This is a genomic window from Arcicella sp. GW821-FHT09D11 (assembly GCF_059416265.1).
Window position 1 is genome coordinate 135936 of sequence record NZ_JBWKOV010000003.1, and the last position, 15824, is coordinate 151759.

Here is a 15824-nt window from a genome sequence, read left to right on the forward strand (position 1 = left end):
GCGATTATTAATAGAAATTAACGGTATTTATGGGTATCACTTAACGGCTGGTTCTAAAGGAGCAAGCTCATTTTCTTTCAAGTCGTCTACAGGCTCTTCTTTGATATATTTTATTCCCAAGAAGCGAATGGCCACAATGAATATAAACCAATAGGAAGTTCCGTAGGGTTCTCCCCCTGTAAAAATCCCGACGAAGTAGGTCATATAGAAATAGGCTACAAAACAAGCAAATGGATTTACTTTCCATTTTAATGTATAAACAGCTTCTTTAAAAATCATATAGTTCATCAAACAAAATGATACTACACCAGCAATTCCTAAATCTACAAAGGTTTCAATAACAGGTACATCTACATAAAAGAATCTAAATCCTCCACCCAGAATAAAGGCATAGGGAATTTCTGAAAAGAGAAAAATAATTAAATCGATATTATTAACCCTACCCATCGCCGACATATCGAGGTTTTTTTCATCCTCAAGTCCGAAAGCTGTTAGTAATGCTCTTGAAAAAGTCTCTAAGAAGGTATTATAGTATAAATCAATAATATCTATAATCTGTTGTTGCGTACTGATAAAATAAAGCAAGCCAGCAATAAACAGACCGATATAAATTAGATTAAGGGGTTTGAATAAGGCCTTAAAAAATACTTTAACGGTATCTTTTCCAACATTGAAGTAGACAAACAACGCTACAGAAAATAAGAAAGCAAGTAAAATAGATCTTGCTTGTGCTAGAATTAATACTACTAATGACAGAATGAGGTTAAAGAAAGCAAATAGTTTCCAAAGTATATTTCTTGACTTTAAGAAGAAATACGAAGCAAACACGCCTGCAAATGCATTTCTTGCATACACGTGGGGGTTTCCACTGGCTGTACTTGTTCCATCTCCAAAGACTACCGTTGCTCTTTGTCCAATAATAAACAAAGGGTTGGTAGCCATTGAATAGATTAAACAAACACTTCCGAAAAAAGTAAATACAAGCGCTATAGGTAGAAAATAATTGGCTACTTCATTGGATACGCCGACTATCAAGAAATAGAAAGCGAAAATAAAAATGAAGTTCCCTATATCTCGGGTAAAGGCAGCACGGTCGTTATCATATCCATAAAAAGGATTATAGAATAAACAAGCTAGCAATGAGATGATTAAGAAAAACATCGCGACCCTCGTAATAGGGATATTAGGTTTATAAAATTTCCTAAAGAGGTCGCCTGGGGAAATCAATAATAGTAAGCCTATAAATAAGCTCCCGATGGTAAAAGTAGAACTACCACCAAAGCCTAAGTATTCTTTAAAAAAGAAAATCAATGGGTTTCCCATAAATACTATGAACAAACCTAAAGATTGACGACTATATTTAAAATTGAAGTACTCTTTCATATTTACAAAAATAATAAATCTAAGCTGTTACTCAGCTAGTACTTTCTTAAAACCTTTATTTTCATACACCCAATATTTTACGCCTCCGTCTTTTTCAAATGCTTTAATGGGTTGGTATTGATTCAACTTTTTGGTGGTAATGATATAATGATACTCGTTTTGTCCAAATTGCTGATATGCTTTTTCACGAAGCATACAGTGGCTCATCATACTGCTTGTATCGAAAAAATAGTATGTATTAAAACGCTTTGAAGTATCATACTGAATGTTTTTTAACAATACTTGATATTCTACATCCATCAATTTTTCATCTTCGCTCGCAAAAGCCTGTGCTATAACTGGCATGGCTTGTATTCTTTGTAAAGAATCAGTGATTGACACTTTCAAGAGTTTGCTCAGTTTATCAATTTTGTAAGCTTCGCTAATATTCGCTTTTTTCTCTCTTTCCAAACAGGCTAAATTTTTTGGAATAAATCCATCAAAATCTAATTCTAACGCAATTGTGTCGTTGTTATCTAAAGATTTTACCCAACTGATGGCATCAGCCAGATTTTCCTCTTCTGCATTCATCTTTTTGTTATTGTAATATACGCCATAGCTTGAATTTATCACTAATAACAGACAGAAGATAAGCATTAATTTGTTTTTGATAGCTTCTTTTTGGGTGTGAATAATCCCTATAAAACCAAAGCCTATTAAAATTACAGACATCATGGTGGCAGGGAAAAGATGAGAATAATATAGTTGTGCTGATTTTAAAGAGGTAAATAAAAACAACAATAAATTACCCACGTATAAAAGAATAATTATTTTAGAAGGATAAACCTTTAATAAAAACCATGTTCCAATAATGGCACAGATAGTAAAAATCACATTCACGGGACTTGCCAAAAAGTCCACAATAAATGAATAATTAAAATACGTCTGCATCGGACTTTGGTGCATTTTGATAAAAATCACCCCAAAAAATGACTTCAATATTACGAAGGTATCTGTAATGATAAAGGGTATCAAAGTAAAGACAGCAAATAATATTACTAAAAAATAGTTGCGATAGGTTCTAAAAGAGATTTTTTGTGCACGTAAATGAACAATTAAACTTCCGATGATAAACGGAGTCATGAATAAAAAAATCAATCGCTGAGCAACTGTAGCAACAAAAAGTATAAATATGGTCGTAGCAATTTGAGGCGTAATTTTTTCTGTAAATAAAATCCTGAGTACTAAGTAAATAAACAAGCTCCCTGAAATAGCCTCTGGTCGAATCACAGCCATTGAAACCCAGATTGTTTCTATGCAGATGCATAGAAATACTAGTATGATTTTGGTTTCTTTGGTTAATAAAAAATGTGATGACCTAATAATGAAACGGATAATCATAAAAAAGATGATACCCACTATTACTATTTGTGCACCACGCTCCCAAAGGATAAATTCTTCGCGATGATTCAAATAATAGTACGCATTATCATCAAATACTTTTAAAATATCTGTAAGCTGATGTATTTCTGAAAAATGGGTAATAATATGTATGATACATTGAAAAATAAATAAGAAGTAGGCAATAAAAATACTTGGGATGCCTGCCCATTCTAATGTTCGGGGAGTGCAACCGTACCAAAGAAAAACACCTGACTCACTAATGAAATTTTCGTCGGTAGTATAAGTGACTAATGGCGGAGGAGAAATGATTCCGTAATAAATACTTAATATTGAAAATAACAGCAAAATTACTGTAGCGACAATCAGTAGGTTTTTATAAAGAATCATAGGACTAGTTTGTGTTATCGAAAGTATTTCGTAAACAAAAAAACCGCTTAGAAAGCGAATCTAAGCGGTTTTTTATAATTAAGTGATTCCATCAGGATTCGAACCTGAGACCTACTGCTTAGAAGGCAGTTGCTCTATCCAGCTGAGCTATGGAACCGAAAAAAAATGTGTTAATCTGAGATTATTTAAAGTTGAAAATCAAGGAAATGTAATTTTCAAATTTTCAAATCTTCAAACTAACACATTTAAAAGTCGGGGTGGCAGGATTCGAACCTACGACCTCTTGGTCCCAAACCAAGCGCGATACCGGGCTACGCTACACCCCGAAAATATTCCCTTGCTTAAAATTAATACTTCTAAGCGGAGAGTGAGGGATTCGAACCCTCGGTACCCTTGTGAGGTACGGCAGTTTAGCAAACGGCTCCTTTCGGCCTCTCAGGCAACTCTCCTTAACACATTTTGTATCGCTTGTGATACTGTCGTTGTGTTTAGGTGATGCAAAGGTACGCCTATTTTTTTTAATAAAACAAGCCTGTTTGCAAAAAAAATTGAAATAATTTTAACCTTTTATGCTAACTTTCTGATACAGAATTGAGAATCAGAAGGTTATTTACCCTCTTATAACCCTAAAAAAATTAATATTTTTTCCAATTTCTCGCTCTCACAACAACATTTTTATAAAAACCCATCTTTGGCAATAGGGGAAAACTTTATTTTGTCTGTCAATGTTCTGTAAATAACTTTTAAAATATTGACTTAAAAATGAACAAATACCTCCTCATACTATTATCTGCCTGTTTATTTATTTCATGTTCATCAGTAAATATCATGAAAATGCGTCCTATTGAACAAGAAAGTATCGTTGACGCAGGCAAAGAAATCGTTAAACAAGAAAATAATGGTGTAAAAATAGTAGCCTCTTATGACGGTCGCTATCAGAAATACATGGTTTTTGATGTTGAGTTATTTAATAATACAGACGAACCGCTGACCATTTCACCAAAAGACTTCAACGCCCTTCCGCTTGATATCAATAAACAACAGCTTGTTTCAACTGATGGAAAGTATACTTTTAGCTATCAAGCCATAGAACCCGAAGAAGAGCTTGGAAAAGTACGTGAAGAAATGAATTATGAGGAAACAAAACTCAAAAGAGCTAAAACGGTTAACACGGTTTTATTTATTGGGGACATTATAGCCATGATAGCAAGTTCTTCTAATAAAAGCCCCGAAAGAGCTTGGCGGACTGCTAATGTTGGTGAAACCATCGTTCAAGTAGCACAAATTAAACGTATCGCAGACCATGAGCATTATTATTCACGAATGGATAAACTCAGCAATGAACAGCATACATGGATTAACGAGAACTTTAAAGCTACTACGCTAGCTCCGCACACTTCTATCAGAGGAGGTGTTTTCCTAGAAGCAAACCCTCATGCAAAATTCGTTCAACTAAATTATACCTCTGATAAAACGAACATTGGTTTTTTGTTTGAACAATGGTTTGAGAAACGGTAAAATAATACAAAAAACTTCTTTTCATAAAGGTTTATTGAAACAACTTGGCTTTCAATAAACCTTTTTTGATTTTCAGTTAAGTGTATTTGCTTATTTTTTATCACCTTTGCAAACTTAAAATTGGAAACCAGACAATTGTAACCCTAATAATTAATTGAATGGTTTTCAATCAACAATGAAACAATAATATTGCATGGAAATCTTAAAAAGTAGTCGCCTTGATTCGCTACGCTACGATATTCGTGGGCCAGTTTACGAAAAAGCTCTTCAACTACAACGTGAAGGCTATAAAATCACTTCGTTGAATATTGGCAATCCGGCGGCATTTGGTTTTGAAACCCCTGAGGAAATTATTCATGACATCATCATGAATATTCGCAACGCACAAGGCTATGCCGATTCTCGAGGACTTTTCGCCGCCAGAAAGGCCGTTATGCAATATTATCAAAGTCGTGGTGTAAAAGGTATTGAAATTGAAGATGTATATATTGGTAATGGTGTAAGCGAGCTGATTAGTTTAGTGATGACTGCCCTGTTGAATCCGAATGATGAAATATTGATACCTTCACCCGATTATCCCCTCTGGACAACCTCTGTAGGGCTTGCCGGGGGTACTCCTGTGCATTATGTTTGTGATGAGGCGTCAGACTGGAATCCTGATTTAAAAGATATTGAATCCAAAATCACTAAAAAGACACGCGGAATTGTTTTGATAAATCCGAACAATCCGACTGGGGCTGTTTATGACAAAGAAATTGTAGAAGGAATTGTCCGATTGGCAGAAAAACATAAACTTATTGTTTTTGCTGATGAGATTTACGACAAAATCCTTTTTGATGGCACTATCCATCATTCTACAGCGGGGATGTCTGAAGATACCTTGATTGTAACAATGGGCGGAATGTCTAAAAATTATCGTGCTGCGGGTTTCCGTGGTGGTTGGATGATTCTGACGGGTGCAAAACATAAGGCAAAATCGTATGTTGAAGGGCTTACCTTCTTGGCTTCTATGCGTTTGTGTGCCAATGTGATTACACAATATGGTATTCAAACTGCTTTAGGAGGCTATCAATCTATTAATGATTTGGTAATTCCTACGGGTAGGTTATATAAACAAATGAATTTGGCGCATGAAAAACTAGTTTCTATCCCAGGCATTAGTTGTGTGCGTCCGAAGGGAGCCATGTATTTATTTCCTAAAATAGATTTAAAACAATTCGATTTCAAAAATGATGGCGATTTCGTATTGAGTTTGTTAGAAGACCAACGCATTTTGGTAGTAGGTGGACGTGGCTTTAACTTTAAAGAACCAGACCATTTCCGAATTGTCTTTTTACCGCATTTGGAACAACTTGAAATAGCGATGAACAAAATTGCGCTTCATTTTGAAAATCATCGTAAAAAGTAATGCTGAGCAAATTGATTCTCAACAATTTTTGACATAATTTGTTATCTTCGTAAAGAGGTTAGGTGCTTCAAACATCTAGCCTCTTTTTGCATTCAAGGCTTTCAATATTTTCCTTAATATTCATTCTTATCAAAATGAACTCTAAAACACCCGTCCTTAGCTCTAAGAGAAACAAACTATTTATTTTCTTTTTTGGTATCTTCCTCACCAATGCTATCGTAGCCGAAATTATAGGGGTAAAAATCTTTTCGGTAGAAGCTACTTTTGGTTTTCAACCACTTCATTTACAAACCTTTTTGGGTACTTGGGATATTAATCAGACTGCTGGGGCATTAAACTGGCCTTTTGTTTTTATTACTTCTGACATTATCAATGAATATTTCGGGAAAAGAGGCGTAAAGCGAGTGTCGTATCTGGCTGCTGGTTTTATCGCCTATAGTTTCATTATCATTTATGGGGCTACGCTGCTCTCCCCTGCTCCTTTTTGGCTTGATGTAAATAAGGGCGACGATAATTTTAATATTGATTATGCCTTTGGGAAGATTTTTAGACAAGGCTTAGGAATTATTACTGGCTCACTGACGGCATTTTTGATTAGTCAATTGTTAGATGCTTATATTTTCCATGCAATTAGGAAAGTAACGGATGGCAAAAAAATCTGGCTTCGTGCTACAGGCTCAACGCTGGTATCTCAATTGATTGATAGTTTTGTAGTAATCGGTATCGCTTTTGTATTGTTTGGAAACTGGACAGTAGAACAATGGCTTTCTACGTCATTAAATACTTATTTGTATAAATTCATTGTAGCTATTTTGTTAACCCCACTGATTTATCTAGCGCATACTTTAATTGATAAATACTTGGGAGATGACTTAACGGATAGATTACAAGACCAAGCAGCACATCAGGAGTAGACTGGAAGACTGTAGGATTATGGACTTTAGGACTTGAAGACATAAGATGCTAGACTTAAGGATATTGGATAAATACAGGACTAAGGGATATTAGCAATGTCCTTTAGATCCAATATTTAATAATCTAACGTCTAATATTTATAGTCCTATATGTTTTAGTCGAATGTCAACATCTTCAAGTCCTAAAGTCCATAATCCTAAAGTCTAAAATCTAGCGTCTTATGTCTTCAAGTCTTACATCTATAAATAAAGCTGCACCATTTTTCGCCAATATCTTGCTTTGTGTGCTTCTTCATCCCATACATACAATTTATTCACTATTCCCTTCCTCCACAAAATATCGCTGAAGTATTTGTTGTTTTCAAGAAAGGCATCATCTTGACCAATGGCTAAAATAAACTCCATTCGTCTTAATTCAGTGAGTATTTTTTCGTCATTCAGATTAGGAATAAATTGAACAGGATTGTTGTAGTAAATATTTTCATCGTGATAGCCATCAAATAAATCTTTGAAAACGCCCACCTGCCACGTGAGGTCGAAACGCCCACTCATTCCTACAACCCTTGAAAAAAACTGAGGATATTTTGTTGCCACATTCATGGCATGATAAGCACCTAAACTACAACCTGCCGAAATCATGGTCATATCTGGATTGAGTTGCCGTGTAAAAGGTAATACTTCCTTGATGATATAGTCTTCGTATTGCATGTGCCTCTGAATACGATAACTTGGCGAACTCTCTGAGCTATAAAGACTTTCAGCATCTACGCTATCTACACAAAAGATTTGTAAATAACCTGCTTCAATTTTATCCTTAATTGCATCAATCACACGCCAATCTTCATAATCATAAAAGCGAGCACCCCGTGTTGGAAAAAACAAAACCCTTGCCCCTGCATGACCAAAGACTAGCATTTCCATATCTTTTTGCAAATAATTACTAAACCATTTATGATATTGTCTTTTCATTATTTTCTAAAATTTAGGTTTAGAAATTATATTTGATTCAGAAGGATTATAAGGTAATATAATATTGATAGTCATAAAGAATAAATGATATGGTGATCAGCATTCGTTATTTTTCTTATTGCAAAACAAGTGCTGAAAGATGCTCAATTAATTTATCTTTCAGGATATCATGACCCATCTTATTGAAATGTAAACCATCTGACTCAAAGAATTTTGAATCAGGGCGATGATTATCATTCAAATATTGGTCGTAAATATCTATATAGTAAAGCTGGTCTCCTCGTTTTTTGATTTCTTTCTCAATAATCATGTTGGTATATTTTACCTGATCATTCAAGTACCAACGTTGTGGGCTAGGCTTAATCGATACATACGCACAATCAATCGTTCCATAGCGTTTTTGAATGAGATCAAATAATTGAAAAAGAAAAAGATATATTTCTTCTGGATGACGATTATTACTCAAATCATTATCTCCAGCATAAATAATAACAGAATTGATTTCGTTAAACTCAGCAAAGACTCTGTCAAAATACCAAGCACACGCAGCCAATGTTGACCCTCCGAAACCTAAATTAACAGGAGAAAAATCTTTAAAATCTTCATATAAACTTTCCCACAGCGTAATCGTTGAGCTTCCATAAAAAGCCGTTTTAGGTTGATATGGTAATTTCGAACGCTCCTGCTCTAATCTTTTTACTTCGTCTTCGTACCAAAACATAGCCTTAAAGTTTATATAAATGCAAAAAAAACAAAAATGATTTTTTTACTGGTTAGTAAATAATTAACAAATCGTTACCGATTCTACCAGCATTTAAATTTAAATAAAATATTGAAAATCAACCGATTAAACTACATAAATTCATAAAAAAACCTCTGATTTTAATATTTCTATCGCCTAAGATTATCACAAATAACTGCGGTTGCAATTCCTGCGTTCAAAGACTCTGCTCCACCAAAGCGAGGAATGGTGATTTTATCTGTTACCAAGCGTTCTACTTCAGTCGAAATACCGTTAGCTTCGTTGCCAATAATGATATAACCAGCCTCTGCAAATTGGGTAGTATGCACATTAGCCGAATTCAAAAAAGTACCATATACTTTTAAGGAATTATTACTCAGATAATTGACTAAATCGGTATAATAAATAGCCACTCTGGTGAACGACCCCATCGTTGAGGATATTACCTTAGGTCCATAAAAATCAACTGTTTCTTTAGAGCAAACAATTTTTGTGATACCATACCAATCAGCCACACGGACAATCGTTCCTAGATTGCCAGGGTCACGGATATCATCCAAGATTAATACATATTCATTTGCTTGGGCAAATAATTCTTGATTGCCTTTCGTTTTGACAGTAGCCAAGGCAGCATTGTTGGAGCTGAACGAACCTACTCGCTCTAATTCGGCCTGACTAACAATTTCTGCACGAAGTGGTTGTTTCTCTAAAAGGCTTTCGTTTTCTTTGTAGAAATCATCGGTTACAAAAAGTGATTCTACTTCAAAATCAGATTGAATAAGTTCGAGTACGCTTTTTGCTCCTTCTACAATAAAAGATTGATGCTCTTGTCTAAACTTTTTTTGTTGCAGAGAATTAATGTATTTAATTTGATTTTTTGATAGCATCAGTCTAAAAATTATTGATTATTTATAAAATCTATTTATCATTATTATCCTTGAAAAAAACGCTTTTCCATATCTCCTTATTTTCGTTAATCATCTATTTATCAGGATGTTCACCAAAAGGCACTCTTACCGAACCTTTGTTGTACTCACAGGCTTTTAAAGGAAATAAAATTGTTACTACCGAAAAACTAGAAGCATTACTCCCACAAAGACCCAACAAAAGAATCCTTAAAACTCCCCTTACGCTTGGTTTGTATTTTCATCAACTTTTTGCTCAAAATTACCCTAAACAGAAAATAAAATGGCAAAACGAACTAACAAAGTTAAACGAGGATTTCGACCGTGAGGCAAATAAGATAGATAATAATTCTGTAGAGTTTTTACAATTATCAAAAAAGAAAGAAAGTAAAGCACAAAAACTTACCAAAAAAATCAACGAAGGAAACTGGGGCATGCGTACTTTTGGCGAGCCTCCTTCTTATTTTTATGAAGAAGACGCCAAAAAAAATGTTGAAAAAGTAAAAACTTATTACAAAAACCACGGATTTTTCAACTATTCGGTGAGTTATAAGGCGGATAGTCTTTTCTTTAAAAAAAGAAGCATTGCAGTTACTTATCTGGTAAACGAAGGAAACTATTATCCTTTTTATAAAACAGATTCGTTGGTTACACCCGACAAAGCGATTTATGCTATTTTGAAGGAAAATCAAAAACAAAGTCTGTTGAAAAATGGAAATCGTTTAGAAGTAGAAACCTATAATGCTGAAAAAGCCAGAATAGAAGAATTGCTAAAAAATAATGGGTATTACCATTTTACAAAAGATAATATAAGCATTAGAATCAATGATTTGGATACGGCCATTACCAAAGGAATAGCGGCTATTACGTTTATTCCCAATCCTGACCGTCCTCCTCAAAACCCAAATTATAATAAATCTTATCTCTTAAACAAGGTAACATTTATTTCAGATGGTACGTCTCCGAATATTCCCAATTCAAAAGTTGATACTGTCGTTTTTAATAATATCAAGTATTTGTTTGTCAATAAAAGATTCTCTGAAAAACTGTTAGATACTAAAATAGACATTCGCCCGAATGAACACTACAGCCTTCAAAAAGTATTGCTGACTCAGAAGAAATTATACGGACTTGACCAGTTTCAGTTTACTAGAGTAAACTTTGATACGACAAAAGGCGTATTGGATGCTACTATTTATGCTAAACCATTGGATAAATACCAATTTACAGCGGAAACAGGCGGTAGTATTTATAAGTTGGTATTAGGCCCATTCTTTAATACATCATTCAAACTAAGGAATCTTAGAGGAAGTGCGAGTTCATTAGAAACCAACTTCCGTTTCGGATTTGAGGCGCAAGCTGGTTTTATTCGTCCTGATATCGTCAGTAGGAATCTGGAATTAGGATTTAACTCATCCATTATTATTCCTAAAATTCTAGCCCCTAATTTTATAGCCCAACGCTTGAATGACTACACACCACAAACTCGTTTAGGGGGTGGTGTAGAATTTGTAGGAAGGCAAGAATACAATCGACTAAATTTCAAAATCAACGAAACGTATTTATGGCGACCTTCGCCTAATAAGTTTTGGCAGGTTTCATTGATTGACTTAAACTTACTTTCTACTTCGTATCCGAATAATCAGCAGGCTCGAGATTTTAAAAACTTTTTGGATAGCCTTCAACGATATGCAGGAAACAATTTAGGACGAAGCTTTAATAAATCTTTTGTATCAAGTATCAGTGCTTCCTATACCTATACTGATAATCCTTATGGACAAATTACCAAAGGTAATTACCTAAGACTATTGTTAGAGTCTGGTGGAACTACGCTTAATTTTTTCCCACAAGGCAAAATAGGCTTTGTTTCTGATATCTTTGGAGATAGTTTACAGTTTTACAGGTTCTTAAAAATCAACGTCGATTATCGCAAATACTTCACGATTAACCCCACAGGAAGCTCTATTTTCGTTTATAAAGTCAACACAGGACTAGCGTATGCTTATGGTACAGAAAGAGGACTTCCTTATGAAAAAAACTTTTTTGTAGGGGGACCAAACAGCTTGCGTGCTTGGAAACCCAGAGGATTAGGCCCAGGGTCGGCACAAGGGAATTTTGACCAACCTGGTAGTATTTTGCTAGAAGCCAGTGCTGAATATCGTTTTAAAATTTTAAGGTTTTATGGCGACTATAACATCAATGGAGCTTTCTTTATTGATGCAGGAAACGTTTGGCGTTTTAAAGGACAAAATACAGAGGGGATTACAGGAAGTGATTTTCAGTTTGATAGATTTTACAAAGAAATTGCGGTGGGCACTGGTTTTGGTATCCGTGTCGATTTATCATTTTTTGTATTGCGCCTAGACTGGGCAGTAAGAATGCTTGACCCATCCTTACCAGAAAACAATCGTTGGGTATTGTTTAAACCAAGCGAAAAATTGCCTTCAACGTATCGAAATCCTTTGGTTTTAAACTTTGGAATTGGTTATCCTTTTTAATTACAACAATTTACTGACATTCTGTCAGACATAACAATATTTCTTCGTAATTTTGCCCTTCATTACAGATTGTGATTCCATTAGTCCAAAAATAATATTCACGTTTGCTCAATCATTTTTAGCAAAGCTTGTGAACAAAAAGATATGAGAAATTTAGAAATACTTACTGAAGAAGATAAAGAAACCCTAGATCTTCCACGCACTACCATTGATGAAATAGGAAAACAAAACAAAAAAAAGCTTTATATTGAAAGTTACGGTTGCCAAATGAATTTCTCGGATAGCGAAATTGTAACGTCAATTCTACAAGAAAATGGTTATGCAACTACCTCTCAGTTTGAAGAAGCGGATGTAATTCTGGTAAATACTTGTGCCATCCGTGAAAATGCTGAGCAAAAAGTAAGAAATCGTTTAAAGAACTTCACGCACATCAAAAGAAAACGCCCTAACCTAGTAGTAGGTGTATTGGGCTGTATGGCTGAACGTCTGAAAACGAAGTTTTTAGAGGAAGAAAAAATCGTTGATATCGTTGCGGGTCCAGATTCATACCGTGATTTGCCCAATTTATTTGAAGAAGTAGAAGAAGGCAACAAAGCCATCAATGTTTTCTTATCAAAAGAAGAAACCTATGCTGATATATCGCCTGTTCGTTTGAACTCGAACGGAGTAACGGCCTTCGTTTCTATCATGCGTGGTTGCGACAATATGTGTTCTTTCTGTGTGGTACCATTCACCCGTGGTCGCGAGCGTTCACGTGATGTGTATTCTATCTTAAAAGAATGTCAGGATTTATTAGACAATGGTTATAAAGAAGTAACGCTACTGGGGCAAAATGTAGATTCATACAAATGGGCTTCGGCAGATGGCACTGAAACAGTAAACTTTGCTCAATTATTAGAAAGAGTTGCTTTGATTAATCCATTGTTAAGAGTTCGTTTCTCAACTTCACACCCAAAAGATATTACCGACGAAGTACTTTATACCATCAAAAAATACGAAAACGTTTGTAACTATATTCACTTGCCAGCACAAAGCGGCAGCAGTAGAATATTGAAATTGATGAATCGTACTTACGACCGTGCTTGGTATATCAATCGTGTTGATAAAATTCGTGAAATATTAGGAGAAGAATGTGGTATTTCACAAGATATCATCGCAGGATTCTGTTCGGAAACAGAGGAGGAACACCAAGAAACGCTTTCGCTGATTGAATACGTTCGTTATGACTACGGTTATATGTTTTCTTATTCAGAGCGCCCAGGCACGCCTGCCGCTAAAAAATTAGTAGATGATATTTCAGAAGATGTAAAACAAAGACGTCTGGCTGAAATCATCGCTCTTCAACGTCAGATTTCTCTTGAACGCAACCAGATGTCGGTAGGTACTATTCAAAAGGTATTGATTGAAGGTGACTCGAAACGTTCTGAAGATTTCTTACAAGGACGCAACGACCAAAATAAAATGGTGATTTTACCAAAAGGCAATCACAAAAAAGGTGATTATGTCAATGTAATAATTACTTCTTGTTCGTCGGCTACTTTGTTTGGAGATGTAGTGTAATGAAAAATATCTGAGAACGATACATTTCATTTTACACCCAAAACTCATTCAACTATGCAAACTACCGAATTACAATCGATAAAAGCCCGATTTGGTATAATCGGCAATTCGCCAGCATTAAATCATGCCATAGAGGTAGCGTCGCAAGTGGCACCAACGGACATGACAGTGCTGATTACAGGTGAGAGCGGTTCTGGGAAAGAATCATTTTCTAAGATAATTCATAATTTATCTGCCCGTAAACACGGACAATTCATTGCCCTAAACTGTGGGGCTATTCCAGAAGGCACTATCGATTCAGAGCTTTTTGGTCATGAAAAAGGGGCATTTACAGGCGCTATCGACGCCCGAAAAGGATATTTTGAAGTAACTGATGGCGGTACTATTTTCTTAGATGAAATCGCCGAAATGCCTTTGGGGACTCAAGCACGCTTGCTGAGGGTGCTTGAAAACGGAGAGTTTATCAGAGTGGGCTCTTCTAAAGTCCAGAAAACGAATGTACGTGTAGTAGCTGCTACTAACATCAATTTGATGACTGCCGTGGAGCGTGGAAAATTCAGAGAAGACTTGTACTATCGTTTGAATACTGTACCGATTTTTGTACCACCTTTGCGTGACAGAGGAATGGACATTGAATTGTTGTTCAGAAAATTCAGTAGCGATTTCGCCGAAAAATATAGAATCAAACCTATTCAGCTTACCTCTGATGCGCAACAGATTTTGTTAACGCAACGTTTCCCAGGGAACATCAGACAACTTAAAAACCTTGCCGAACAAATATCAATCCTTGAAACGGATGATAGAACGGTGGATGGTGAAAAGCTAGCGCATTATCTTCAGATGAACAATGGCAAGATGATGGGGAATAATGGTTTGGTAAGGCGAGATTTTGAGGCTCAACAAAATGATAATTTCACAGAAAGAGAGTTACTCTATAAGATTCTCTTTGATATGCGAAAAGATGTTACTGAATTAAAAAAGATGTTTTTAGAGGTCCTACAAAATGGTGAAGTGAGCCCTGATATACTAAAACAAAATGAAAGTCTTTTTCAGAATATCGACAAAGAGCGTTCTTTCCCATATCAGCCAGATTTTGCAAGCCCTAGGACATTGCCATCGGTCAATAATTTTTCGAACAATCAGCCCGATAACGAATTAACAATTATTAACTTAGGAAATAACAATCCTGAGAATAAAAATGCGTTCATAGACGTTACCCACGAAGCCGAGGAGGTATCTTTTTCACTAGAAAAACAAGAAAAAGACATGATTATCAAGGCTTTACAGAAAAATAAAAACAAGCGTAAATATGCCGCACAAGATTTGGGAATTTCAGAAAGAACATTGTACCGAAAAATCAAACAATATGATATCGAAGAAGAGTAAACAATATTTTTCAAAGGCCTTCTCGAAAATCAGTATAGTAGCACTTTTATCATTGAGCATTGTGTTACTGAGTGGTTGTTATTCTTTTAAAGGTAACAGTATTGACCCTACTTTAAAAACGATTCAAATTCAAAACTTTGCCTTTCAAACGGCTGGTGGACCTGCCAATTTAAGTTTGACTTTCAACGAAAAACTCAAAGAGTATTTTCAACGAAATACTTCTTTGAAAATGACAAATGTTAATCCTGACTTGATGTTTGAAGGAGCTATTACGGGTTTTGAAGTTGAAGCACAAGCTCCTACTGCTAATGACAAAGGAGGATTAAACAGATTGACGATTAGAATTCAAGTGAAGTTTACTAATGCAAAAGACGAAAACAAAAACTATGATCAGGAGTTTTCGTTCTATCAAGACTTTCCGCAAACGCAAACGATTACGGCTGTTCAGGGAACTTTAATCCCAAAGATTCTTGACCAGATTGTACTAGATATTTTTAATAAGACGGCGGGGGAATGGTAGTTTTTGGACTTGAGGATTTTGGACTGTAAGACTTGAAGACTTTAGACTAAAAGACTTTAGGTATAAGGTTTATCGACTTTAGGCTTTTTTGAATCTTTGACTATAGGACTTATAATTAACCTAGTCTTCATATAAACTTAAAGTCTTGTAATCAAAACCCTTCTAATCTTAGAAGCTAAAATACCTAAAAACTCCAATAATCTTAAAGTTCTAAAATCCTAAAGTCCTAAAGTCTTAAAATCTAGTGTCTT

12 protein-coding genes and 3 tRNA genes are annotated in these 15824 nt (G+C 35.2%); 7 read left to right on the forward strand and 8 right to left on the reverse strand.

Features of this window, described 5'->3' with window-relative positions:
* Window positions 1-36: 36 nt before the first annotated feature.
* The 5 genes from AC07N0_RS10760 to AC07N0_RS10780 all read right to left on the reverse strand — a co-directional run bounded on the left by AC07N0_RS10760 (window position 37) and on the right by AC07N0_RS10780 (window position 3602).
* Entirely contained in the window at window positions 37-1383 is a 1347-nt protein-coding gene (locus tag AC07N0_RS10760) for a hypothetical protein (RefSeq protein WP_494589182.1), read from the reverse strand.
* A gap of 27 nt (window positions 1384-1410) precedes the next feature.
* Window positions 1411-3153, reverse strand: coding sequence for a hypothetical protein (locus AC07N0_RS10765; protein WP_494589183.1), 1743 nt, complete (start codon window positions 3151-3153; stop codon window positions 1411-1413).
* Window positions 3154-3236: 83 nt separating this feature from the next.
* Window positions 3237-3310, reverse strand: a tRNA-Arg gene (locus tag AC07N0_RS10770).
* A 95-nt stretch (window positions 3311-3405) separates the two neighbouring features.
* Window positions 3406-3479, reverse strand: a tRNA-Pro gene (locus tag AC07N0_RS10775).
* Between the two features lie 35 nt (window positions 3480-3514).
* A tRNA-Ser gene (locus AC07N0_RS10780) sits at window positions 3515-3602 on the reverse strand.
* A gap of 313 nt (window positions 3603-3915) precedes the next feature.
* Here AC07N0_RS10780 and AC07N0_RS10785 point away from each other — a divergent pair.
* The 3 genes from AC07N0_RS10785 (at window position 3916) to AC07N0_RS10795 (ending at window position 6993) form a co-directional block, all read left to right on the forward strand.
* Window positions 3916-4671, forward strand: coding sequence for a putative periplasmic lipoprotein (locus AC07N0_RS10785; protein ID WP_494589184.1), 756 nt, complete (start codon window positions 3916-3918; stop codon window positions 4669-4671).
* 193 nt (window positions 4672-4864) lie between these two features.
* Complete coding sequence (locus tag AC07N0_RS10790) at window positions 4865-6079, forward strand: pyridoxal phosphate-dependent aminotransferase (protein WP_323250443.1); 1215 nt, start codon at window positions 4865-4867, stop codon at window positions 6077-6079.
* A gap of 134 nt (window positions 6080-6213) precedes the next feature.
* The gene (locus tag AC07N0_RS10795) at window positions 6214-6993 is read left to right on the forward strand and encodes a queuosine precursor transporter (RefSeq protein WP_494589185.1); all 780 of its coding nucleotides are present in this window, start codon (window positions 6214-6216) and stop codon (window positions 6991-6993) included.
* A gap of 240 nt (window positions 6994-7233) precedes the next feature.
* Here AC07N0_RS10795 and AC07N0_RS10800 read toward each other — a convergent pair whose 3' ends face one another.
* The 3 genes from AC07N0_RS10800 to AC07N0_RS10810 form a co-directional block, all read right to left on the reverse strand.
* On the reverse strand, window positions 7234-7962 hold the full coding sequence (locus AC07N0_RS10800) for an esterase family protein (RefSeq protein ID WP_492799684.1): 729 nt from the start codon (window positions 7960-7962) through the stop codon (window positions 7234-7236).
* Window positions 7963-8077: 115 nt separating this feature from the next.
* Window positions 8078-8683, reverse strand: a complete 606-nt coding sequence (locus AC07N0_RS10805) for a GDSL-type esterase/lipase family protein (RefSeq protein WP_494589186.1) — start codon at window positions 8681-8683, stop codon at window positions 8078-8080.
* A gap of 170 nt (window positions 8684-8853) precedes the next feature.
* Window positions 8854-9591: a TrmH family RNA methyltransferase gene (locus AC07N0_RS10810; RefSeq protein ID WP_494589187.1), complete on the reverse strand. Its 738-nt coding sequence runs from the start codon at window positions 9589-9591 to the stop codon at window positions 8854-8856.
* A gap of 50 nt (window positions 9592-9641) precedes the next feature.
* Here AC07N0_RS10810 and tamL point away from each other — a divergent pair, with 50 nt between their 5' ends.
* From tamL to lptE, 4 genes are all read left to right on the forward strand, one after another.
* Complete coding sequence (gene tamL / locus AC07N0_RS10815) at window positions 9642-12107, forward strand: translocation and assembly module lipoprotein TamL (RefSeq protein ID WP_494589188.1); 2466 nt, start codon at window positions 9642-9644, stop codon at window positions 12105-12107.
* 144 nt (window positions 12108-12251) lie between these two features.
* Window positions 12252-13667 (forward strand): tRNA (N6-isopentenyl adenosine(37)-C2)-methylthiotransferase MiaB, encoded by a 1416-nt coding sequence (miaB, locus tag AC07N0_RS10820; protein WP_494589189.1) that lies wholly within the window; start codon window positions 12252-12254, stop codon window positions 13665-13667.
* A 54-nt stretch (window positions 13668-13721) separates the two neighbouring features.
* Entirely contained in the window at window positions 13722-15053 is a 1332-nt protein-coding gene (locus AC07N0_RS10825) for a sigma-54 interaction domain-containing protein (RefSeq protein ID WP_494589190.1), read from the forward strand.
* Window positions 15034-15573 (forward strand): LPS assembly lipoprotein LptE, encoded by a 540-nt coding sequence (lptE, locus tag AC07N0_RS10830; RefSeq protein ID WP_494589191.1) that lies wholly within the window; start codon window positions 15034-15036, stop codon window positions 15571-15573. The genes AC07N0_RS10825 and lptE overlap by 20 nt, the downstream gene beginning before the upstream one ends.
* Window positions 15574-15824: the final 251 nt, after the last annotated feature.

Bases quoted from the DNA above. Each gene is read 5' to 3' on its own strand.
- AC07N0_RS10790 (WP_323250443.1), top strand. From the start codon at position 4,865: ATGGAAATCTTAAAAAGTAGTCGCCTTGATTCGCTACGCTACGATATT.
- AC07N0_RS10795 (WP_494589185.1), top strand. From the start codon at position 6,214: ATGAACTCTAAAACACCCGTCCTTAGCTCTAAGAGAAACAAACTATTT.
- AC07N0_RS10805 (WP_494589186.1), bottom strand. From the start codon at position 8,683: ATGTTTTGGTACGAAGACGAAGTAAAAAGATTAGAGCAGGAGCGTTCG.
- AC07N0_RS10785 (WP_494589184.1), top strand. From the start codon at position 3,916: ATGAACAAATACCTCCTCATACTATTATCTGCCTGTTTATTTATTTCA.
- AC07N0_RS10810 (WP_494589187.1), bottom strand. From the start codon at position 9,591: ATGCTATCAAAAAATCAAATTAAATACATTAATTCTCTGCAACAAAAA.
- AC07N0_RS10800 (WP_492799684.1), bottom strand. From the start codon at position 7,962: ATGAAAAGACAATATCATAAATGGTTTAGTAATTATTTGCAAAAAGAT.
- AC07N0_RS10825 (WP_494589190.1), top strand. From the start codon at position 13,722: ATGCAAACTACCGAATTACAATCGATAAAAGCCCGATTTGGTATAATC.
- AC07N0_RS10765 (WP_494589183.1), bottom strand. From the start codon at position 3,153: ATGATTCTTTATAAAAACCTACTGATTGTCGCTACAGTAATTTTGCTG.
- lptE (WP_494589191.1), top strand. From the start codon at position 15,034: ATGATATCGAAGAAGAGTAAACAATATTTTTCAAAGGCCTTCTCGAAA.
- miaB (WP_494589189.1), top strand. From the start codon at position 12,252: ATGAGAAATTTAGAAATACTTACTGAAGAAGATAAAGAAACCCTAGAT.
- AC07N0_RS10760 (WP_494589182.1), bottom strand. From the start codon at position 1,383: ATGAAAGAGTACTTCAATTTTAAATATAGTCGTCAATCTTTAGGTTTG.